Source organism: Fibrobacter sp. UWB13, from assembly GCF_900177805.1.
Classification (GTDB): Bacteria; Fibrobacterota; Fibrobacteria; order Fibrobacterales; family Fibrobacteraceae; genus Fibrobacter.
On record NZ_FXAX01000002.1, the window covers coordinates 151,867 to 175,582 of the forward strand.

The 23,716-nt window shown below is 42.1% G+C and carries 17 protein-coding genes; 1 reads left to right on the forward strand and 16 read right to left on the reverse strand.

Annotation, left to right across the window (positions count from 1 at the left end):
* Nucleotides 1-428: 428 nt before the first annotated feature.
* Complete coding sequence (locus tag B9Y77_RS10495; protein ID WP_085491581.1) at nt 429-1,349, forward strand: hypothetical protein; 921 nt, start codon at nt 429-431, stop codon at nt 1,347-1,349.
* Between the two features lie 136 nt (nt 1,350-1,485).
* Here the strand turns inward: B9Y77_RS10495 and B9Y77_RS10500 are convergent, their stop codons facing one another.
* The 16 genes from B9Y77_RS10500 to ileS form a co-directional block, all read right to left on the reverse strand.
* Nucleotides 1,486-4,269, reverse strand: a complete 2,784-nt coding sequence (locus tag B9Y77_RS10500; RefSeq protein ID WP_085491582.1) for a hypothetical protein — start codon at nt 4,267-4,269, stop codon at nt 1,486-1,488.
* A gap of 123 nt (nt 4,270-4,392) precedes the next feature.
* Nucleotides 4,393-4,941, reverse strand: coding sequence for an HNH endonuclease (locus tag B9Y77_RS10505; protein ID WP_085491583.1), 549 nt, complete (start codon nt 4,939-4,941; stop codon nt 4,393-4,395).
* A 61-nt stretch (nt 4,942-5,002) separates the two neighbouring features.
* On the reverse strand, nt 5,003-7,684 hold the full coding sequence (locus B9Y77_RS10510) for a DEAD/DEAH box helicase family protein (RefSeq protein ID WP_085491584.1): 2,682 nt from the start codon (nt 7,682-7,684) through the stop codon (nt 5,003-5,005).
* Nucleotides 7,685-7,695: 11 nt separating this feature from the next.
* On the reverse strand, nt 7,696-9,429 hold the full coding sequence (locus B9Y77_RS16135) for a site-specific DNA-methyltransferase (RefSeq protein WP_085491585.1): 1,734 nt from the start codon (nt 9,427-9,429) through the stop codon (nt 7,696-7,698).
* An 8-nt stretch (nt 9,430-9,437) separates the two neighbouring features.
* Complete coding sequence (locus B9Y77_RS10520) at nt 9,438-10,424, reverse strand: PD-(D/E)XK motif protein (protein WP_085491586.1); 987 nt, start codon at nt 10,422-10,424, stop codon at nt 9,438-9,440.
* A 2-nt stretch (nt 10,425-10,426) separates the two neighbouring features.
* Nucleotides 10,427-14,074, reverse strand: a complete 3,648-nt coding sequence (locus B9Y77_RS10525) for a Z1 domain-containing protein (RefSeq protein WP_085491587.1) — start codon at nt 14,072-14,074, stop codon at nt 10,427-10,429.
* A 224-nt stretch (nt 14,075-14,298) separates the two neighbouring features.
* A complete protein-coding gene (locus tag B9Y77_RS10530; protein WP_085491588.1) occupies nt 14,299-15,108 on the reverse strand; it encodes an alpha/beta fold hydrolase in 810 nt (269 codons plus the stop codon).
* 12 nt (nt 15,109-15,120) lie between these two features.
* Nucleotides 15,121-15,819, reverse strand: a complete 699-nt coding sequence (locus B9Y77_RS10535) for a DNA alkylation repair protein (protein WP_085491589.1) — start codon at nt 15,817-15,819, stop codon at nt 15,121-15,123.
* Between the two features lie 9 nt (nt 15,820-15,828).
* On the reverse strand, nt 15,829-16,317 hold the full coding sequence (locus B9Y77_RS10540) for a hypothetical protein (protein ID WP_073424896.1): 489 nt from the start codon (nt 16,315-16,317) through the stop codon (nt 15,829-15,831).
* Complete coding sequence (locus B9Y77_RS15990; RefSeq protein WP_176221748.1) at nt 16,314-17,177, reverse strand: hypothetical protein; 864 nt, start codon at nt 17,175-17,177, stop codon at nt 16,314-16,316. The genes B9Y77_RS10540 and B9Y77_RS15990 overlap by 4 nt, the downstream gene beginning before the upstream one ends.
* 36 nt (nt 17,178-17,213) lie before the next feature.
* A complete protein-coding gene (locus tag B9Y77_RS10550) occupies nt 17,214-17,732 on the reverse strand; it encodes a hypothetical protein (RefSeq protein WP_085491590.1) in 519 nt (172 codons plus the stop codon).
* A gap of 56 nt (nt 17,733-17,788) precedes the next feature.
* Nucleotides 17,789-18,328, reverse strand: a complete 540-nt coding sequence (locus B9Y77_RS10555; protein WP_085491591.1) for a hypothetical protein — start codon at nt 18,326-18,328, stop codon at nt 17,789-17,791.
* A 26-nt stretch (nt 18,329-18,354) separates the two neighbouring features.
* Entirely contained in the window at nt 18,355-18,687 is a 333-nt protein-coding gene (locus B9Y77_RS15995; protein ID WP_176221749.1) for a hypothetical protein, read from the reverse strand.
* Between the two features lie 99 nt (nt 18,688-18,786).
* Nucleotides 18,787-18,948, reverse strand: a complete 162-nt coding sequence (locus B9Y77_RS16000) for a hypothetical protein (RefSeq protein WP_176221750.1) — start codon at nt 18,946-18,948, stop codon at nt 18,787-18,789.
* An 886-nt stretch (nt 18,949-19,834) separates the two neighbouring features.
* A complete protein-coding gene (locus B9Y77_RS10570) occupies nt 19,835-20,344 on the reverse strand; it encodes a hypothetical protein (RefSeq protein ID WP_085491594.1) in 510 nt (169 codons plus the stop codon).
* 147 nt (nt 20,345-20,491) lie between these two features.
* A complete protein-coding gene (gene ileS, locus B9Y77_RS10575; RefSeq protein WP_085491595.1) occupies nt 20,492-23,677 on the reverse strand; it encodes an isoleucine--tRNA ligase in 3,186 nt (1,061 codons plus the stop codon).
* Between the last annotated feature and the right edge of the window lie 39 nt (nt 23,678-23,716).

Consider the following 23,716-nt stretch of genomic DNA (forward strand, 5'->3'; position numbering starts at 1 on the left):
AAAAACACATATATAATAATATCGAAAAATCATATTTGGGAGTAAACATGTTAAGCGTCAAATGAAAAAACAGCCCTTAACACTACCATTTTTTCTTTTTTGAGCTTTACATTCACTAGTTTCATTTCGATATATAAGTAGAAACAACAATTAAAAGGAGTCCAACATGGCACGCACAAAGACTTACACCACCAAAGACGGCACAATAATTCTCCGCTACACAAAAGAAAAGACTGTCATCTACAAAAACGGCAGGTGCTACGCCACAAAGGGTTGCAAGTAAAAAAGTCCTTAGCCTACCTCCTAGTTGAACGAAAAGCCCGGTGACCTTTGGATCATCGGGCTTTTATACACTTGGCTCTAAAAATTTTTGACAAACAGACATCTTTGATTTATCTTTTTGAAAAACAAGAAGGAATATTACCGTTATGTCATACGACATCAACACATATTGGAATAGTCTTGCCTACTCAGCAGGCAACCTAAAGAACCCCATCTACAAGTGGAGCTGTTTTAGTAACGCAAGCATAAACGAACTAAACGACTACATCCAAGATATCACAGAACAGTTGAATTCGTACGACTATTCTAAAGCCATATATCGATATGACGAAGATCGTGACACCTACTACAAAACAGGAACACCTATTGAAGCAAAAATTTTTGCAACCCTATTCCTGATTCGATGCGCACTTATCAACAGATGCTCTGATGACTGGGACCTCACGATTAGACCAGAATACACCTCTGAAATCGGCCTTGATGATTTAAGTTCTAGCCAATGGGCATCCTTAATAAACACCGCAGAAAGTGTATTAGGAAGACCTCCCCTAGCACAAGACAACAACGCGTTCCACTACTGCGCACGCATTCTTGTTGAATCAGGCATTCCTCTAAGAGCCCTGCAAAATCCCAAATCCAAAATAGTAGAGGGATTAAGAAGCATTTGGATTTTTCGCAATAGCATTCCCAATATCAGCGCATACAGCAAAGCAAAGAAAGATTTTGAGTCTACGGGAGTCTTAATGAAAAGAACGGGATTCGTTTCACAAGTTCTTCCTCTACCGGGCGGTCGCAACGGATGCAGAGAATTCTTCGACACAGGATTAAACTTACTTGAACGAGCAATCGCTATGCAGAAAAATGCAAGCAGTAACTTGGATGGCGTAACACTTTTCAAGAAACTTGGTTTCGAAAACCCCTCGCAACAAGCAATCGATTACATTTTCAATCTTAAAGATCAAACAAACATTCCACAGACCACATCCGATACGACAGACAAGAAAAAAGTCAGCCATCCAAGAATCCACAGAAAAATTTCTTTCACCTGGAAAGGAAAGATGCCCTAAGCTTAAGCGACACGGCTATATTAAACGCCGACATAATAAGTTCGAAATTTTCATTTTCTCTAGATTATTGAAAGCCCGGTGACCATCTGATCATCGGGTTTTATAATCATTATGACTTATTCATTTGTAAAACATCTTACCATTTGGCATTCTCTGTTTCGAAATACTTTATGATAGATTCATTTCCATCTGCAGTTGTCATAGTTGCAGCAAGATGACTTGCAGCACGTGACACGCCTACATAAAGATTTCTTCGCATCAACTCATTGGATTTTCCCTGAATTGCAGTGTCAATGTCATAGAAGAACGCAGCCTCAAATTCCATACCCTTAATCTCAGACAATCTGAAGACTCGGACAACTTCCTTCGAATCAAGAGTTTTGCCTCCCGTACAATCCACGACATCAATTCCTTTTAGGATATATGTATCTTCAATTTCCTCAATAAATTTCCCGACATCAACATCATCACCAACAAAAATTGCGATAGATGGTAAAAGGTCGTATTTCTTATAAATATCCAAAATACGTTTACAAATCCATTCAACCTTTTGACTCATATCGTCACTAATCATCAAAATCGGTTTAGCGTCATCTTCCATTTTAATTTTTTTACTGTTGTATGCGGGATATTCACCAAGGCTGTCCTTGTAAAGATCCCTAGCCATATCAACAAGAGTCGGAGTTTGTCGATAACTGATATTCAGGGAGAACACTTCAAGATTCGGGAAAAGATCTCTTAACTCTTCCCAACTTTGAATTCCGTTTTTACGCATTCCCTGCATCAGATCACCGCTCAATGTAATCGATGAAAAATCATAGAAGCGGAATGATATCATACAATAATAATCCATCAACGTATAGTCCGTGGCTTCGTCAATACCAATAATCGGACGACAAAATTCCTTATACGCCTTCGCTGATTTACCCTTCAATTCAAGAAACCTAGCTCTAAACTTGCGTCCAAAGGCATTGCTAAATGTGTAAAGAGCATTATTAACAAGCCCTATTAAAAGATTTTGCTCATCCGCATGCAGACATCTATTGCTATCCTTTCTGATTATTTTTTCAAGAAGCGCATTGTTGTACATTGAATCATTTTGCACAAGCATCTCTTTACGGAACAGCTTATACATTTGCGGAATTTTATTGATGAATAAATTTTCCGTACCACGACTAAAAGATGTAAAAATTTTAGAAAACAGTACATATTCGCCAATATTTTTCAGCGATTCTTCATCAACGGACTGTTCAATAAACGGCTCTACAATTTTATAGAGTTCCTGTTGGCGCCCTCTAATTCGTGCATTAGCGTCAACTTTTTTCAAGCCAATATTACGAATAAGTTTACGAACATTCGTATAAAGTTCAGTATCAAAATCAATTCGTTCTGCTTCTGATGATTCATCGTTTTCTTCAAGAACATCATCAGCAGCATCTTCGTCAGCATCATTATGCCACTGAGAGAACAAGTCCCTCAAGGAAGCCGAAACAGCATCATCTTTCATAATAGAACGCTTAACAGCAACTGAAAGGTCTTCAAGTTCTTCTTTAAGGATATCTTCTACAGATTTTACCGAATCATCACGCTTTTCATAAAGCGCTTCTAAAAGCCGCATCAAAGAATTCAAATCAACAACATCATTCTTTTGGCAAATTTCCTTAAGATCCTTGGCTTCTCTAGACCACACATAATCAGACACGTCTAAGGATACAATCTTGTCGCGTTTTTGTTTAATCTGGTCAATACAGAATTTTTCAAATGCGTCTATAGCTAATTTCGGTTGAAGAATGAGCAAGTCCCCGCTCCTATCCTTCCACTCAATAAATCTCGGATTTGCCGGATCTATGATGCCATATTCACGAAGCATCACCTTACGAAAACGTTCTATTGTACGAGTATTCGTTTCATTTGCATTTAGTTCTTCTTCATGCATATTATGACGAAGGAACTGAAGCAAAAGATCCGTCGGAGAAAAGAACAACCATTGCTGGCTCCAGCGATGAGGATCATCGAAACGGCTTAGTTGATTATCAGAAAGTGGGGCTTCATATTCTTTTAACGACTCTTTGGAAAGTAAAAATTTTAATCTTTGAATGACCGTTGTAGTCTTACCAGTACCTGGTCCGCCATCAATAACAATAGGAATGCCATCATAAATATGTGAACGTTTCGCGTCTTCTTGATACGGATCAAGAATATGCTGCGAACGGAGCATTACATTTTTATGAAGAATGTCTCTCTGTTTTTTAATATTTTCTTCCGCAGCAGCAATATTCTGTTGTATGCGAGCAATTTCTTCTCTCCGTTCCCTTGCGTCCTGTTCTCTTTGAATTCGTTCCGCTTCAAGGCGAGCGCGTTCAGCCTCTTCAGCTCGAGCCTTCGCTTCAGCCTCTTCCTGTCTTAAACGTTCTTGTTCTCGTTGGAGAGCTTCCAGCTGATCCTGTTTTTCTTGAAGCTTAGCTTCCTCGCCCGCTTTAAAAGCAAGCAACTCATTCAATGAAGAATAGACATAATGATTTGCATCGCCAGCAAGACTAATCTGAACATCCTCAGCATTTTCACCAAAAGGCACATACACAGCACGATTCACGGGCCTTACCGTTTTTATGCCTTTAGGGGCCTTATATTGAGTATCTACGCCCAACTGGCCAATCAAAGCTCTACCCAATAGTGTATTCTTATACACAGTTGTTCCAATATTCGGCTGAGCTTGCATACCAACAATTGTGGTTACATTACCAACGAAGTCATGTCCAAACTTAACAGTTTCATTCGCTTTGTTGGTCAAAAAATACGTAACATCGCCACCAGCTCTTTCACAATACACTCTTGCAACAGCACGGTTAGAATAGCCCTTGCTAAATTCATCACAAAGACGCTCTTTAATATTTTTCGCAATACCAATGATATCTTCCATAAAGACCTCGTAGTAAAATGTTCTTCAATACAAAAATAATATAAATGTCACTTTTATTTATTCAAAAAAGTGCAATCATGGTAATAATCTAATAAGGCGTTCTTTTGAACGCCCTTAACATTATCATTCTTTTTTAGCTCGTTTTATCATAGCTCTTAGCTCATCAGGCATATAGACTTCGTCACTTGCACCCGTTTTACCGTGTAGAGCAGTATGACAATTAGGGCATACAGGAATCAAATCCTTTATGGGATCTATCGCATGTGCTGATTTTGTTCTACAAAGCGGATCTATATGGTGGACCTCGATTTTCCCAGCAAATTCCGGCCCATAAAAAGTTGAAAAATCAAAACCACATATTTGGCATTTATAACCAAAGTGTTTTAAGCAGGCTGCACGATTTTTGGGATCACGCTCATAGTCATGACTAAGAACATCGCGAACTTCACCATCTTTTGCATTATCAGTATTTTCAGGATTAGGATAATGAGAGTCAGGCGAAGAAGGAGGCGCCAATTCATAAGGCGGATTGAGTCCTAATTTAACAAATAGACCATTTTCCCAAATACGAAGTTCTTTAGAAAAAAATATTTGCAGTTCATTTCGGACACTTGCATGATCCTGCACATTGGTAATGCCCGCAACAAATTTAATATAAAAATAAGTAGTCAAAAAAGCTCAATAGCCAAAGGGCTCCGCTCAAAGCGGAGCCCTTTACTAAGGAAATATAAGCTTAAACGCCCAATGCAAGTAAACCGCTCACATCTAAAGACGGCCTTTGGTTGATTTCTTCTTCAGAAATCAAGATATACTTCCATGGTTTAATATCTTCCGTCGAAGCTCGTTCACACCAGATTCTTCCGGCAGCCGCTTTTTGAAGAACTTCTTCGTCCTTCATTTTATTGGCAGCCTTCACTTCACACATAATTTTTTCATTTGCTGTTTCCATGATGATATCTGGAGTGTAGCACGATCCATCTGCACCATACGGAATACTGAACGTAGTTTGTGTTGCACGGAACCACTTCTGCAAAATCTCATCAGATTCCAATTCAACCATCAACTTGCGTTCGGGATCGCTATCAAATTTTTGAACATCATAAAGGCATTTTTCAAATCCGTTAAAGGCCATAGACTTAATTTGGCTTTTTACAAATTTATCGTCCCTGAAATCACGAATTTTTTCACCTTCGTTGATAGTTCCGCTTATGATTTGCAATTTGACATATCCCGGTTCTACACGAGTTTCATACTCCAAATTACCAACAGTTCGGTGAGCCAAAAGTTGTTTCTTCACTATTTCACAAATCCGTCCGAAATAGTTCACAACAATATTAGACGGTTTATTACATTGCAGAAGGATATCTTTGACTTGACAAGCAATATCACTAACAACTTTCGCATTGTTGTCATAATCAATTTCGTCAATTTCAGCCATTTCAAGCATCAAATGATACATGAAATCTTTTTCATCAAAGACATCACCTCTTTCTTCGACCTTTAAGATATAAGAAGAAGCCTGCTTTGACAACACCGTTCGGACCATCAATTTATTGTCCACAGGTTGCAACTTCTTTATTTCTGTACCATCAATGGTAAAATTGTCAAGATTGCATGTTACAGCAAATTTTGGAGTCAATGTAATTCGAGGAATATCAATCGTCACATGTTTTACAATTTCAACGCCTTGTTCCGCGACATTTTCAGATACACCTTGTTCAGCCAAAGAATCTTTTGTCGTTTGCACGTATACAGGATTATTCAGGTTTGGCTTTAAGCCTTTGCCAGCATCCTCATTCATTTGGGTAAGAATCTTACCTGCCGCAACTTCAGGCGTATTTACAGAACTCGGTTGAGGAACGTTTATTGACGGAGCAGAATCTTCCGTAGCAGGAGCACCAGCCGAAACCGGAGCAACCAGCTTTTCTGTTTTGGGTTTCATCGTTATCTGCACTTTACGCGGAACGCCACTACCGGCTTCGCCAGGAGTTCCTGCACCAAGGTCAATCTTTTCTAGAAGGCCCATTTCTTTAATTGCTTGTTCAATAACTTTATCGAAGTTATCATGCGAAACAACGACCACCTGGTCGACATCCTTATCTCCGACACGCTTGCCATAAGGCAAACGAAGCCCTCGACCAATGGACTGCATAATCAAATGCAACTCATTCGCAGCACGCAAAGGAACAATCGTATAAAGATTCGTGACATCCCACCCTTCTCCCAATTTGTTGCAATGAATCACAATTTCATACGGATTCAAAGGGTGTTCAAGCAATAACAGCTTTTTAATTTCTTCGTCACTTGAAGAACTATCTATGCGCAATACCTTATCTTTGTATTTGCCATCACAAAAATCTTTCGACTGCGTGTATTCTTCAATCTGCTTAGCATGGGCGATATCTTTAGAGATTACAAATATAAACGGTTTAACATTTTGTTTCAAGCCATGATTAAACTCATAATCCTTCAAAGCAACCTTTTTGTTTGAATGAATTAAATCAGCTTCTTTAAGTTTTAAATGTTCCAATTCCTCTGGCGTGAAATTAGCGGGATTGAAATTGCTACGATACGCTACTGCAGGAATCTTGACAAAGCCATCATGCATCGCTTGCGGTAAACCATAGGAATATAGGATATTCCTAGTTTGATTAGTTGGAGTAGCCGTCAGTTCCAAGCCGAGAACAGGATGAAGTTCATCTATGGCGCTATATCCGGCTTTCGCCCTATAATGATGGGCTTCATCCATAATCACTACCAAATCTTCTTTTTTCAAAAGAATATTGAAGTAACTATCACCCAAAAATTCTGAAATTCGACGAACTCGGGGAAGAGCTGCAGCGGCATCCGATTTATCTAAATGATTTTCTTTTGCACTTTGCTTTTCCGTCAATTTGGCAATATTGAAAATATTTACTGTAATAGGAGTTACATCATCAAGAACATCAGTCCCCGCAGCAACGCTATTATAGTTTTCCCCTGTAATAATTCGATGCGACGGCCATCCCAAAGGATCCAACCCACGAAAAACATATTTTTTATTGTCAAAACCAGAAGTAAAATCAGCAATAAGTTTTTCGTAAATCGTGGTATTTGGAGCAACAATCAAATAATTTTTCAAACCAAACTTTTTATATAAGTAGGCAATGAAAGCTCCCATCAAACGTGTTTTACCCACGCCTGTAGCCATGTCAAATGTCATGGAACTAAAACCATGATCAAAATCGGACATAGGAGTCAAACTAGCAGACTGTTGATATTGTTGAACGATGTTCAATTGTTCTGCAATATCGGCATCTTTTTTCAAAAGATTGGCTTCTGCAAATTTTTCTACAACAGCAGAGAGGTGTTCGAGAGCTACCTTCTGCGGCTTGCGAAGGCTTAAACACTTAGAAATACTATCAACAAGCTTCATTTTAGATGCTCCTACAAATTCAAAGAAGGTTCCGATTCAATTTCCGACATAGGCAAATTCTTAACATTAAGGCTATAATCATCATGGCCCCATTCGCACTTGTCAAGAATCTCTTTTGGAATTTTAGAAATAGTGATATTTTCACAATCTGCCGGAACAGCATCAAATGCTTTACAAAGAATACTTAAATGACGATTACCCAATTTTTGACTAATGGAACGAATATGCTCTGCAGTCATAAAGTTCGTCGTCACATAAATAAACGCATTTTCAGTGCTTTGTCCATGGATAAAGTATTCATCTTGGCTTGGTGCATATTCAAAGCCCATAATTTTGCATACAGCTTCGGCAAGCTTAGCAGCATCAAAATGATTGCGATCAATTACATCTATTCCATATTCATCTTTTTTGATGAGTGACGGAGCCAATTCATAGAAACGGAAACCGCCACCACCTTGCCAGCCAGTAGACTTGCTAATTCCACTTTGATCGGTCCCATCAACCACGTTTTTTAATCTTGACATCGCATGGGTTTCGCAATGGTCACCTAATTCAATGCCAATCCATCGACGATTCATCTTATGAGCAACGGCGGCCGTTGTCCCCGACCCCAAAAAAGAGTCCAAAACCAAATCACCTGGATTTGTTGCTATAGAAATAATCATTTCTAATAGTTTTTCTGGTTTCTTTCCATTATTTAGCTTTACACCACCTTCTGAAGCAATACCTTGCCACAAATCTTCAAATATTATATTACTTGCACCTTCTAACTTAGTCAAAGTTTTATTTTCATCATCAACAGACACATAATTGTTTAAATAGCTAACTTTATTACCCTTGTATAAAAAATAGCGTGAACGTTTTCCAGCATCCCTACCTCTGGTCGGGATATATTCATACACAAACAAATCATCGTTGTTTATAAAATCCGCCGTCTGTTCTTTTAATTTTTTTCCAATTCCTCCACTTAAAGCCGTAAGCCTAAAAATCTCGTTCCGATTGTCATAAAAATCAACAGCAGTCATTGTCGCTACCGGCAGCCTAATAATTTCAAAAGCCCCTTTAGGTATTCTATAATACGTCATTCCATCTATTTCTTTAATCAATTCCATCTTGCTATAATCAATATTCCGCAAAACTTGATTGTAATTCTTCGCAGTTTTTGATTTGGAATCAATTTTTTCCACGGCTGTTTTAAGGAAATTAAACGTTACTTTTGTAGCGGATTTCGAATAAACCAAAATGTATTCACTGCAGTCAAAGAACATTGCATCGTTTGCTGTGAGTCCGCCTTGACTCTTTACTTTACATGTAATCATTGTTTGGAAATTTTCTCTACCGAAAACTTCATCACATAAAACTTTCAAATAAGCACATTCATTATTATCAATTTGAACAAACAATATTCCTTCATCTGAAAGCAATTTTTTTAACAAATCCAATCTTGCCTTCATAAGATTCAACCATATTGAATGTTCCTTATTGTCATCATAATGTTCAAACGCAGCACCTGTATTATACGGAGGATCAATATACACACACTTCACTTGTCCGGCAAACTTACTTTCCAATGCTTTTAACGCAAGTAAGTTATCACCATGAATAAGCATATTATCAAAAATATCGCCTTTATGCTTCGTTTTCGCGCAGTAAGACTTTTCGGGCACTTCTAGCAATAAACGCGGTTCCAGTTTTACCGGCTTATTCTTGCCAACCCATGTAAGCTCCAACTTTTGACCAGCCATATTTTCTCCTAATTATTTGAAATTCTGTTTAAAAATTCTTCGAACGTGTAAGCTTGTTGGTTTCTCAAATCCACATGATAAATAATCTTGGTTATATCTTGCGGGAACTGATTATTCACGAACATGTCTTCTGTAATCCTTGGGAAATCGTCTGTCACTTCATAAAAACGAGGATTTTCAATCCAATGGTATTGCTTTTGCCACGAAAGCGAGCCCTCAACAATCCCCTTATCCTTCAATTTATTAACAAGAGCATTAATTTCTATCATAGGAGATTCATATCTAGCGACTTCTTCACCAATAGATAAATCACCTGTGTTTTCGTACTGGAACAAGACTACATAAAGCGGCTTATCCCCTGTTCTTTGCAACTGATGTTGAGATGAAATAACAAGTTCAGGTCGATCCTTTGCATGCAAAGTCGACTTAACTTCTACACTGCAGTTTTCAAGTTCAAAATCATGGACATTACCATCCGGCCCAGGCCAATTTTCCCGAACAGAGTGAATTAAACCCTGACTATTAAGCATCCGCAGCATTTGTACTTCAGCAAGTACTGCATACGGCGAAGTTTCCTTAAACGTATTGCCAAGCAAGTCCGCTAGAATCGTATAACAAATATCGGGATCCGTTGTAAACTTTTCCCTATATTCAGCATCAACAAAGCGAATCATCAAATCAACGAAAATTCCAACCGAAAGCGAGTTTTCAAAGTCGAATTCCTGCGGATTAATTGACAATGTCAAAAACGGGCCAGGCAACAAGCCATTTGACGTTTGCAGTTCAGCACTACGCGCTAAAGAGAACGTTTTTAGTTGACGAATAAACGCCTTCGCTTCATTACGGAAGGCGATTGCAACGCCCATCTGAGTAAAATTTGAAAAAAAGTAGAAGTCACCAGCAAATCGACGAACTATCTTCTGTCGAGTCTGACCAATTTGCATCATCAAATCAGTCAGTACTTCTTTTAAGTTAGCATCCAAAGCATCAGCCATAGTTACATTCCCTCACGATTAAACCAAAAACGATACGGACGGCCAGGCGCACACTTCAAATTATATTCAGGGTGATTCCCTATAAGCCTTTGCAATTCAGCCGGAGTTGAAGGCATCAAATTTTCATTCCATCTAGCATCCGCAGCAAGAACTGCATTTTTTAATTCATCAATAGACAATTGATTCGTGGTACCTCGTAAAATCATTGCGATTTTTTCCAAAAAGGCACGAGCAATTTTTGCTTCCGCATTTTCCATTTCAGCCCAATTTATAGAAGCATAAGCATCTTTACCCGGGAATTGGTAATAACCATACCCATTCTCATTACCGCGACGCACATTGGCATTATATACGGTTTCCGCATTCGGGAATTTGCGGAGCGGGTAAAACTCAAGGAATTTCGCCCTTAAAGCCGCTGTCGTCATGGGGAAGTTAGCTTCCTGAAGAATTCTATTGACTTTCACAAAGACATGAGTTTTGTCAATAGAACGTGGAGGAGGTTCATAACCAACTTCATTTGCAACGAAGTAATCTGGATTGTGTTCTGGCCAATAAACAGATATAGCGATTAAAGGTATTCCCGCCTCGAGTCCTTCTACATTCCCCTGCGGATCAATCACATAGAATTGCAATACAGGCTTCTTATTTGAAGGGATTTTCAAACCAGCAAACGCCTTTGCCATATAACGAGAATCTGATTTGTTGCGGAAACCTTCCGGCAAATCCTTACCTTGAGGCACATTTTCTCGATGATGACTAAAATAATCCTTATAATATTGAGTTGTTTCTTCCAAAACAGTTGTCGGGAAATTAGCATAGAACGAAATGTGAAGTCTGGATTCAGCTTCCAAGACACCATCCTTATGGAATATTCTCGGATTTGCTCCAGAAAGCATAAAATTCCCTATTCGGAAACAAGGCCTATTTTCCGGCACACTATCCAGCACTCCAATAGCTGGTGTACCTAAGACAACATCCCATTCATTTATTAGGCTACTATTAATATCCCTAATTAAAGCATTCAAAACGCGTTTCGTTTTTTCAGGATAGAAATCTCGTAATTCGGTCAATGTCCTAACAACATCTTCTACAGGAACATTCTCCCATAAAGGAATTTTATTATACTGGTACTCTTCCGGATTTCGAACCTTTTCTTGATGTTCCGTAACAAAACGATTAACAATACTATAAGCAGCCAAAACAGAGTCTCTCTGAATAGGCAATGCTTTAGAATGGATTAAAGCTCCCATCGGAGCATCCATTCTTCTGCGACTTTGTTCTCTCCCAGAGAGTTTTCTACCAAATGAATAAACCGTTTGGAAATGGTTCGGATCAGCCGGAGAATAATGATTATCAAAATTTTCTCTAATGCTTGGATGAAGCAATTCTTCAACCTGGGCGATTTTCTTCAATTCCTGTAAATTTGCAGGTTTCATCCAAATTCGCGGTAACATTTCATAACCACGACGATAACCGAACCAACGCCCCATTTGGGTCATCGTATCCACGGGAATCGTTTTGTTCAATCGGTCAAAATAGCTAACAGTAAGCCCCGGAAGCGTTAAACCACGAGAAATTTTGTTACCACCACAAACAATCCAAGCACGATCATCCGTATAACGTTGAACACCATCACCATTATTTGCGTAACGATTTGAATCTTCTCTACCGCTAATACCTGTATTCAACACTACAACCTGGATTTTATCCACGCCTTGAAAATACTCTAAATGAGGCAAAAGAGCTTCCCAACTTGGATAGGGTTCAAATTCCCCATAATTGGGGAAAAGCTGCCTAAAATATTCTTCGGTAAATTCGCCTGTCATATGCACCCACGCTTCATGACAAACATCTATAAAATCGTCTCTCCGTAAGAAATTTCGCAAATATGTTTTTATAGCATCTTTAGCTCCATCCATAACTCCAATCGTATGATGGATGTTTACCAACATTGATGTCCATAAATCGTCTCGTATAGACGAATAAAATTCTTCATTTCCATTATTCTCTATAACAGGAATATCTCTCAAACGGCGTACGCGGCGAGCAGCGGCAGAACAAATAAAATAGCTGATTGCATCCTTCAAGCCAACCCATTCATCACCTTCAACAGATAAATCGTCCGCTATTCTAGCACCATTTTTAACTTTATCAACGAGAACAGCTTCCTCGTCCGAAAAAGTTTGCAAAATAGGCATTCTCGAATTTAGATTATCAGGATCATACCGTCCAAAAATTTCAGCAAGGCCAAAATACTGATTTGATTTGTCTAGTGATTGAATAAAATCAGGATAAATGGAAGTTGCGTTCGGATTTTCATTCAAGATACAAGCATAAGGCGTTGCTGTATAGGCAATATAAGCACAATGTTTAAAATTATACGTGTATTCGACAGCATCATGGGTCTTATCCACGATTTCAATGATGCCACCATTGATTTGACTTCTGTCAGTTGCGATAGACAGAATTGATTTTACCAATAAAATAAATTCTTTTACATTTGGCTTTCTATTGCCAACATTATAGTATCTATAAATTTCACGAACAATTTCTTCCGTCGCACCAGTCAGGTTGCACCAATTTTGATTTCGAAGAAGTGCATCGCGTTGAACAGTAGCCGACCTTGCACCTTCTGCTAAAATATTTTTAGCAAAAATTAATGCAGCATGTTCAGCATTCAATGTTCTAAGATTTTTGAACCATTCAACAACATCTACTAGTCCTGCAAATTGTTCATCTTCAGCAAGACAAGTCAACTTTTCAAGTTCCAAATCAATTTCTGCGTCCTCTAACAAATTGGGATCATTATTAGAATTCGGACTTGCATTATCAGCTTCATCATCGATAATCATAACGCGCATATTCTGATGAACAGCACGACTATCACTCAACCATTGCTTGAAATTTCCAATATTATTAACTTCTTTAATTACCACGCCCCAATAGAGGAAACCATTTGTGTCATTCGCAGGAAGATTTCCATTTCTAATACTTACATCTACCTGACGAGCAAACCTATCCGTTATACCGGCTTTGGCAAAATCTTTGGCAATTCGACTAGCAGTCTGTGTACGAAGTTCAGTGCTATTACTCGTTAAAACAAAGATTGTATTCCAACCTTCATCAAAAGCCTTTAACATCAAGCCGATATAGTTGCGCGTCTTACCCGACTGGACTCGACCAACAACCAAACCATTCGGTCTAGACTTTGGATTATTAGCCTCAACAACAGGATTGCCATTTTCATCAACACCATTATAGGAAATGCCTTGCATAACCTCATTCAAGCGATTGATGGTCTGGCAAACCGACGATTTTGTTCTATCATCATGGATATTGTTGATATAGTTTTCAAAAAAACTCGGACGTTCTTGAGGATTAGGGACAACACCTCTTACTGGCAAACTGACATTTCGCGGCCGAACCCCCCGCTCTATTTGCGCTAGGACATCTAAAAACTCATCTCTAGCAATGTGTATATTAATTAAAGCAACAAGATCGTCATCATAGTAATCTTGAGTAGCAGCTTCAAAAGGCATCAACGCTGCAATAAAGTTTTCTGCTTGACGAAGAAAGTTGAAACCAATAGGAGCGTCAGCCCTACGAGTCGCGTAAGTGATATAATAGGCGAGAGAAAGAATTTCGTCCATAATTTTTCCAATTTTAAACAAAAACACACCTCAGAAGTCGAGCATCCAAGGTATTAATTAAAAAACATTTTTTGGCTTTTGTGCCTAATATTAATTGCACGTTTTATATATACATTTTTTTAGTGTATTTTTTCGCAAATTAACATAAAATCGCTAAAAAAACGCTCGCCACGCCCAATTCACGAGAAAACCCGAGATAACCAAGTCCTCAAACAAGCATTCCCCTACCCCTTCATGAACTCCAAAATCCTTGCACGGTAATCCGGAGCTTCGTCATAGGCGGCATGGCCGTAGTTCTCGTAAACGTAGAGTTTCACCGGCGTGCCGTTTTGCTTTAGCACTTCTGCGATTTCGCGAGAGGCGATTACGCCCAAGACCTGGTCGAGTTCGGCGCCCAAAACAAACGTCGGACATTTGAGCTTTTCAAGTCCCGGGTATGCATCGTATTCAAGGCAGGCCTTTGCCAAAACGCAGAAGCGTGCCATGTCCTGTTCCGTTGCATTCGTGTTCATGCGCATCAGGCTCTTTTTGTACTTGCGGATTGTTTCGGCAGAAAAAACTTTGTCTATAAAATTCGAGCAGAGGGCTTCGATATCGCGAGCTTCGGCGAGGCGTTTCCATTCCGTCATCACCGCGCGAGACATATCGTTCAAGCGGGCAGCACTGCAGCCGAGCGCCAAGCGTTCGACCTTCTGCGGGTATTGTTCAGCAATGATTTGCGAAATCATGCCGCCCTGCGAAATTCCAATGAAGCACGCACGTTCAATGCCCAACGCATCCATCGCTTCAGCAGTGTCAGCAGCCATCTGTTCCATCGGATACGATTCACCGAAATTCTTTTTGCGGTCGAACAGATAAACCGTAAAATCATCTGCAAATATTTTATACGAATCGACTACCATCGAGGCAAGGCCCATCGTACTCTTGAGACTCATCCCCGGTAACAACACGAGCGTACGCGCGCCTGTGCCAAACTTGAGGTAGTCCATTTCAAAATTGTCGGTTTTTACGGTCTGTACGGTATAATCAATCATATTTTAAAGATACTATAATTTTAAGGTCTTCAGATACGCTTTTTGCTCATCGGTAATGCGATAGCTTTCAATCGCCTTCTGTATGGTCTTGTTATGCGTCCATACATCGAGCACGCGTTTTTCAATGAACGGGAGCGTCGCCTCGTACTGCTTTGCAAGTGCCGTCGCAAAGAACCACGCCACCATCATATTGAGGTAATATTCCTCACTGCGAATTTTCGCAACCCATTTCAAAAATTTCGGGTCAAAGTCATCGTCCAAAAAGAACGACATCAAAGTTTCGATACCAAAACGCACCGTGTAGACATCCGTCACGGGAGCACTCATCCAACGTTCAACATCTTTCAAAAGTCGCTTGCGGTTCGCGGCCTTTGCAAAAACTTTCGGGCGCATCTGGTCACACGTTGCCCAGTTATCCACATACGGCAAGAAAGCATCAATGTGCGACACGCAATCATCATAGTCCTTAATCAAGGACAAAATAAACGCATGGATTTGATTTTCGTCGTAATACTTATGCGGAAGCATGGTCAAGAATTTTTCCACGTCAGGGCGGTTTGCAAATTCCTTTGCTATGGCACGCAAGTCAGGAGTGCGCACGCCAATAATCGTCTTTGCATCCGTCGTCGGAATCAGCTTGCTATGGAAAGCTTTGAACTTTAAATCCTGTTTTGCAAAAAGCGCTTTTTGGATTTCATTAACGACATTCATTACTTTATCTCACCTCGCCAAATTAACCTTTTCCATCGGCAGACTCCATGGATAATTCGCCTCCGCGGAATTGGGTTCTTTCACAGGAATCACAACCGCATTAGGATAAGCTCCAAAATCCACACAAATCAAGAACACCGGAAACACAAGGGCAAACAAGACCGCCAATTCCCTATTTCCAGCTTCAAGCTCTTCCCTTTCTTCTTTTTTCGTCTTCCCCGTCCACCAATCGCGTTCATCATCGTGGCTGTGGTCTATTTCTTTCTTTTTTCGATGCACGTACGCGGCACCATAGACAACGTCATCCTTTTTCGCTTCCAAATACATTTCGCTTTCTGCCGTATTTTCAATAGTGCAGGCATCGCTAGCAGAACACACCAATTCGCCATTCCGGTAAATGGAATAATCCCCAGCCCCATCCGAAACAGAAACGCTCATATAAGAAGCACAGCCCACCAGCCAAAACGAAATCACGAACAAAATGCAAAAGAATCTCATACGCCAAACTTCACTCCAACAGAAAAACCATGAACAACTTCTTTCGAGCCATCAAGGATATTTTTCATTTTATAAATTTCTCTGAAATAGCGAGATTCCAGCATAATATGGACTTCATTTTTCAACTTTAATGAAAGTCCCAATTCCACAAAATATCCCGGTGTCACAACGGATTCACTTTCCGTTTTTTCTTCTTTAAGACCATACCTGTTTTCAAACTCTGTTTTGATCTCCGTTGCGACGAGTCCACCATTGATACCGGCACCCAGATACGGGACCACAAAACGACGCCCGAACATATACGCCACAGAAAAAGAAGCGCCCAGCACGGAGCCATGCACGCCTTTGGGTTTTGAGCCCAAGAAGGCAATATTCAAATTTGCCGCCATCTTGATAGATTCCACATTGAACTGCACAAACGGTTCATAATTGTAATCCACAAACTTTATCGGAGCAATCAGCCCTATAGCGCCAAAACCGAAACCACAAATAAATTCTTTTTCCCAGCGATCCATTTCCCGAGCAACATAACTTGCAACAGGAGCAAAGTCCTCCGGTAAATAAGCAATATGTCCATAAGACCAAAGCAACTCACCTTCCGGGCTCCGCTTTTCATAAATGACAGCTACCCCTTTTTCTTTGCGAATCAACTTTATTTGCAGCAAGTAATCGCAATCAGACTTATTGGGGACAACTTCATTGCCTTCAACGGCAACATATTCTTTAGTTAAAGAAACAATTTTTTCAGCATAGTCTTCGTGAACATTTTTCAAATGCACCGGCAATATGTAATACGACGTTTTCGCCCACAAAGGCGCCGCAAGCAGAACTGCAAAAATAAAAGGACAAATAAATTTCATGAAAGCAAAGCACCCAAAAACGCAATCAAACTTGAACTACCGCACAATATTCCGACAATTCAAACGAAGAGCTCCGTAAACATAAGCCGTACCATTACGCGTTTCGCAAGTTTCATCATACGATTCATCGCATGCCTCGACAATCTTCGGAGATGCCATCGAATAGCAGCCCTCTACTGTCGCTTCATTATTATGACACTTAGCGAAGCCCAATTCCAGAGTCAAAGAGTCGCAATTATCCATAGGCAAGCAAAACGACACCTTCGATATATTGTAAGCCATCGGGTAATACCCCTGCATCGTCGTCATATCAATACGGCACAACGTCTTCGAAGTTGCAACGCTCGAAGAACTTTCGGCAAACGGATTTTCCGCAGAAGAAAGCGCCGCTGACGAGCTGAGATTATTACCAGCGCCGGAACCCAAAACATCCGCAGAAGATGAAGACTGCAAAACATTTTCTTGCGGTGATGCAGAATTATCATCACAGCCAAGCATCATGCCACAAGCAAGAACAGATGCGGCACAAATAACATTCCAAGTCGTTTTCTTCATAAGGGATCCTTCTCCACTCTCTTAATTTGTTCTCTACAATATACAAAAAAGCACCCTTAAAAGGGTGCCAGTATATGGACAACATCCTCGATGGGCAGGCTTTCATCTTCCATGCTTCCGAGACCCGCATTCGAACTGTTGATCGATGCGATCAAGGCTTTTCCAAAAGAAGTAGCATTCACGTCAGCTTTCATCACCGAAGTCCCAAACTGATGACCGCACGTGCCACAAGTCATCGCGATATTTTTCGCCCCCGAAAGAGGACTCCCACCACCGCCCGTACAATAGGCAGTTTCGTGACACTTCGGGCATTCCGCCTGAAACATCGGCTTTTCCCACAAGCGAAGCAACCCGCCCAAAAAAGCCACCGGCACATTCCATTCTCCAGAATAAGCTAGCCCAAAACGAATGCAGTCTATATGGCAACGCGCCATCTTATCATCAGCAAAAATGCGCTCCCTGTTACGAATAAATAGAGGCACATTCTCGCGAAGGATGCGTCTACGGCGTTCCTTACGGGCCCTGTAAATATCAGCAATTGCACTTTCTTCCATGTGCAACGCCTGCTGGTCATCGCTGATTGTCGACTTTTCCATAAAACACCTCCGAATCTAGTGTGTTTTTAACGGTATTTGTGAGGTTTTTCTGAACGCATTGTGTCAGCATTTAACAAAATTCCTTCACTAAGGTTCACCAGCCCATCAATCCAAGTATAGTGAATGACATTGTGGACACGAATTAGACTATCGACAGTAGCACGAGGAACTCTCGAAAAATCAAAAGGGCGGCACCCCGACTCAATTCGCTTTTGAAAATAGAGCAATGTATCGCCTTTTCTTTCAAACTTGTCTGTAGTTTCAAATTCAGTGTTTTCCCAACTGGTAAATCCATCAGGGCATTTGCTCGTATACTCCCTCAAGAAATTTTCTCGTTCTCTATTGATTTCAATAATCAACTCTGTGACAAACGTGGATATAAAAAAAAACAACACTCGCCCAAAACCAAAAATTGTTAAGCGTTGATTTCAAATCTTGTCTAATCATTCTACCCACTTTTATATTTCGTCATCCCTCAGCATGTTCGAAGCTGCTGATCTAAAAAGTCTCCTCATGAACGCTTCGTAACCGGGATCGCCTTTCTTTGGAGGAAGAACGATCTTGTTGGGGACAGTTTTGTTGTTCTGCTTCTGATCATTTTCAATTTGTTTTTCTTCCATATTGGACTCCTTTTTAAATAAAAACGCCGTTTTTCCATCATAATCGGCAATTTCACCATTTTCGACGATGCTCCCCCAGGTCCCCTAAAATCAGGCCCCTTCCACGCACGTCGGGCGCATATATACTAATACATGCATAATTATTATCGAAAAACAAAAATAAAAAGTAAACTGATTGGGATATACCGAATAAAAAAAGACGTGCAAGGTTACGAAGCAGCGAAACATTTATATTTCGATATTTCGTAACCGAAGCAGTCTTGCGTATAACGCAAAATTCCCCGGAACTTTAGATTCCGAGGATTAATAATTCAAGTCTCAAAAAGACGACTATGCGACTTTCGCCTTATTAAGCATAGATGCTTCGCATCCTAGCCTCAGCGGCTCGGTCATGCCCGTGCAAGCACGGTCGCGACCCTCGCCTTTTGCAGTTGTCGGCCACAGCCTGCTATCTTACTGCTTCGACGAAGACCTTTTCGCCATCTGCATCAGATTCCTGCAAACCAGCAGTAGAATCCTTCCACACGATAGCGTTCGCTTGCGTCTGGCGCGAGGCGCCCTACCGCAAAGGCTCGGGAAAAAGCCTTCCGGAAACATAAAGAAGTTCGGTTTCTTTTTTACGGGAAATACTTCATGATGTATAAATATAAATAAAGTTATAAATTTTACAATCATCTATATTTTGATACACATTTTTCTACAACGTCTGAGTCTATAAAATTATCCCATCGGCATTCTTGGAAATCACCTTCCATAATGCCATCTATTTTCTCATAAAAAAGTTTATACTCAAAAGACTCAGGATTATTCCTCAAGGCGCTATCAAAACACTTAGGACTTATCATGTCGAAATATTGATATTCATTTCCGTCATAGTAAATGATATTCAATGTTTCACCAACACATTCACGTGGAGGAATTCCTCTTTTTTTAATGGACATTTTTTTTCAGAAAAATAAGACATAACGAGTCTGTAATCCATAGAGTTAATTGAGTATTCTTTACGACATTTGTCCATGAAAAAATTTTCATATTCCTGGGAAGTGTAACTTTCTCCTACACATAATCCGATATCCGGATATCCAATATCCCAAGATGGAAAATTAAGGAACTTATAAATACGAATTTTATTTGAGTCTAATGGGATAAAGCCTATTTTCTTTTGATGATCTTTTTCAAAAAGGATATAAAACCCCTTATCTTTCCACGATATTTCTTCGTCACTAATACGGCCATAAAAATCAACATAATAACCCACACCCGTCGGTGGAACTAACTCCGTTCTATATTCACTTTGCGGAGGGGCTTTTGTCAATTCTTTAGACGGTCCTATGTCACCTGATGCACAAGCAACAAATAGTATAAGAGTCAGGAAATACTTTATAAAGCACAACATGGTTTACCACAATACATCAATAAACATTGGAGCAAAACATCTTCATATGAATATAAAAATATCCCCGGAATTTTAGATTCCGGGGATAAAGTATTTCGGGTCTGGCAGGGAGATTCCCGATCAAGTCGGGAATGACATTCCTGTCAATTACGCTTTTACCGTCGTGAAGCTGAAGGCTTCGCCATCAGCGTCGTTGGCTTCCAAGCCATCGGCTGTAGCAGCCCAGGCAATCTTCACGGCCTGAGTTTCGCCAGCGATGTAGGCTTCATTCTCGGCCACAGCCTGCTTGAAGACGTCACTTGCAGAGAACAGCGTCACTTCGATCTTATCGGTGATGGCGTAGTTCTGGTCCTTACGGCGGTTCTGGATGCGGTTCACGAGTTCGCGAGCCACGCAGGCGCGGCGGAGTTCGTCCGTGATCTTCAAGTCCAGAGCCACAGTGAAGTGCTGGTTGGCTTCCACAGCCATGCCGTCGGCCACGATGCGGTTGAGCATCAGGCAGTCGGCACCGACTTCACCAAATTCGAACTTGATGGTTTCACCATTCTGCAGAGCCTTGATTTCATCGACGCTCAACGAATTCAGCTTGGCGGAAATCACCTTCATGTTCTTCGCGTAATCCGGGCCCTTCGCCTTGATGGCGAGGAAGTTCGGCTTGGCGGAGAGCTGCACGAGCTTGGTTTCGTCTTCGAGGAACTTCATTTCGCGAACGTTGAGTTCTTCGAGGATCAAGTCCTTCATCGTTTCAGCAACATTCTTTTCTTCGTTGCCGTGAGCAACGACCGTCATGCTAGCAATCGGCATACGGTTCTTTACGTTGTTCGTTGCACGGATCACACGGCCCATTTCGACCATGCCACGCACCATGGCGATGCGTTCCACAAGCTTTTCGTCCATCAAGGACTTGTCGGCGCTCGGGAATTCGCAGAGGTGCACGCTCACCGGGGCGTTAGCGTCCACTTCGCGCACGAGAATCTGGTAGATTTCTTCGGCGAGGAGCGGGAGGAACGGAGCGAGAATCTTGGAGAAGTCCACCAGCACCTTGTACATGGTAGCGTAGGCGGCGTTCTTGTCGCCATCGTTTTCGCTCTTCCAGAAACGGCGACGGCTGCGGCGCACGTACCAATTCGTGAGGTCATCCACCGCGGCAATCACAGCGGGCACCACGTTGTACAAGCGGTAAGCCTTCATTTCCACTTCGACCTTGGCGGCGAGATCCTGCAACGTAGCAAGCATCCAGCGGTCAAGTTCATTGTCGCTCTTGACTTCCTGACCCGGCTTCCACGTAAGCTGGCCCTTAGCGGCATCGGCGTTATGGTTAGAGACAAAGAATGCAACGGCGTTCCAGAGCGGGAGCATCACCTGCTTCACGATGCCCTTCACGCCTTCTTCACTGAAGCGGAGGTCTTCAGCCTTCAAAGCGGCGGAGTTAATCATGAACAAGCGAATAGCGTCAGCACCCGTGCGTTCAATAAGGTCGTTCGGGTCCGGGTAGTTGCGCTTGGACTTACTCATCTTGGAACCGTCTTCGGCCAAGATAATACCGTTCACAATAACGTTCTTGAAAGCCGGCTTCTGGAACAAAGCGTTAGAAAGCACGGTCAGCGTGTAGAACCAACCACGAGTCTGGTCAAGGCCTTCGGCGATGAAGTCAGCCGGGAAGCTGCGTTCCACGAGTTCCTTGTTTTCGAATGGGTAATGGCGGCTAGCATACGGCATAGAACCGGATTCAAACCAGCAGTCGAAAACTTCCGGCGTGCGGCGATAGACCTTGCCGTCCTTTTCAATCGTGAGCTTATCGACAAAGTGCTTGTGCAGGTCGTCGAGCTTCACGCCAGTGAGCTGCTGGAGTTCTTCGATGGAACCCACGGCAATCATGTCGCCGTCGTCAGAGAGCCACACCGGAATCGGCGTACCCCAGAAACGGTTACGGGAAAGGTTCCAGTCGCGGGCACCTTCGAGCCACTTGCCAAAGCGTCCGTTCTTGATGTGGTCCGGAACCCAGTTCACGGTCTGGTTGTTTTCGACCATCCATTCCTTCAGAGTCTTGGTGATACCGTCCTTGCTTGTAACAGGAGCGTCAATCTTGAGGAACCAAGTCTTGAGGGCGCGGTAAATCAGAGGAACGCCGGTACGCCAGCAGTGCGGGTAGCTATGCACAATCGTGTCCTGCTTGAACACGCGGCCCTGTTCCTTGAAGAAGCGGATAATTTCCTTGTCGGCTTCCTTCGCACCGAGGCCCTTCCACATCGGGACCTTGTCGGTGAACTTGCCTTCGGTATCGAGCGGGTCGAAAAGGCCGAGGTCGAGTTCAGCGCCCTTCTGGAAGTCTTCTTCACCGAAGGAAGGAGCGGTATGCACGGCGCCAGTACCGTCTTCGGTACTCACGTAGTCGGCGGGGTAAATCTTGTAGTGGCGGGACAGCTGGTCCGGCGTCACGAATGCATCGGAAATGCGGGAAAGCGGCTCGTAGTCCTTGCCCACGAGTTCGGAACCCTTGCAGGTATCAACGATGTTCGGGTTCTTGAAGTAAGCAGCGGTACGGCTTGCGGCAATCCAGTACTTCTTGCCATCCTGTTCCACAAGGTTGTAGTCCATATCCGGGCCAACAACAATGCAGAAATTGGAATAAAGTGTCCACGGGGTCGTCGTCCACACGAGGATGCTCGTGTCCTTGAACTTGGCTTCGTTCGTGTTGAGCGGGAAGATGAGCGTCAGAGACGGGTCCTGACGGTCCTTATAACCCTGGTTCGTTTCGAAGTTCGAAAGCGGAGTAGCGAGAGCGGGGCTGTACGGCTGGATGCGGTAGCCCTGGTAGATGAGGCCCTTGTCGAAGCACTGCTTGAACACCCACCACACAGATTCCATGAAGTTCTTGTCCATGGTCTTGTAGCCCTTGTCGAAGTCGACCCAGCGGCCCATGCGGCGCACAGTCTTCTTCCATTCGCTGGTGTACTTGAGCACCTTGCCGCGGCAAGTTTCGTTGAACTTGTCGACGCCAAGCTTCTGGATTTCGGCAACGCCAGCGAGACCGAGTTCGTTCTGCACGAGAGATTCAATCGGAAGACCGTGGCAGTCCCAACCGAAACCGCGCGGAACCTTCTTGCCCTTCATGGTCCAGTAACGCGGAACGATGTCCTTGATGGTACCGGCAAGCAAGTGACCGTAGTGCGGAAGGCCCGTTGCAAACGGAGGGCCATCATAGAATGTGTACGGTTCGGTTTCCGGACGGCTGTCAAGCGACTTCTTGAAACTATCGTCCTTGTCCCACAATCCGAGCACGCGCTCTTCGATCTGCGGGAAGGTCTCTTCTTTCTTTACTTCACGAAACATGATTGAACCTCAGGGGCAAACACCCCACATTAAATTTTC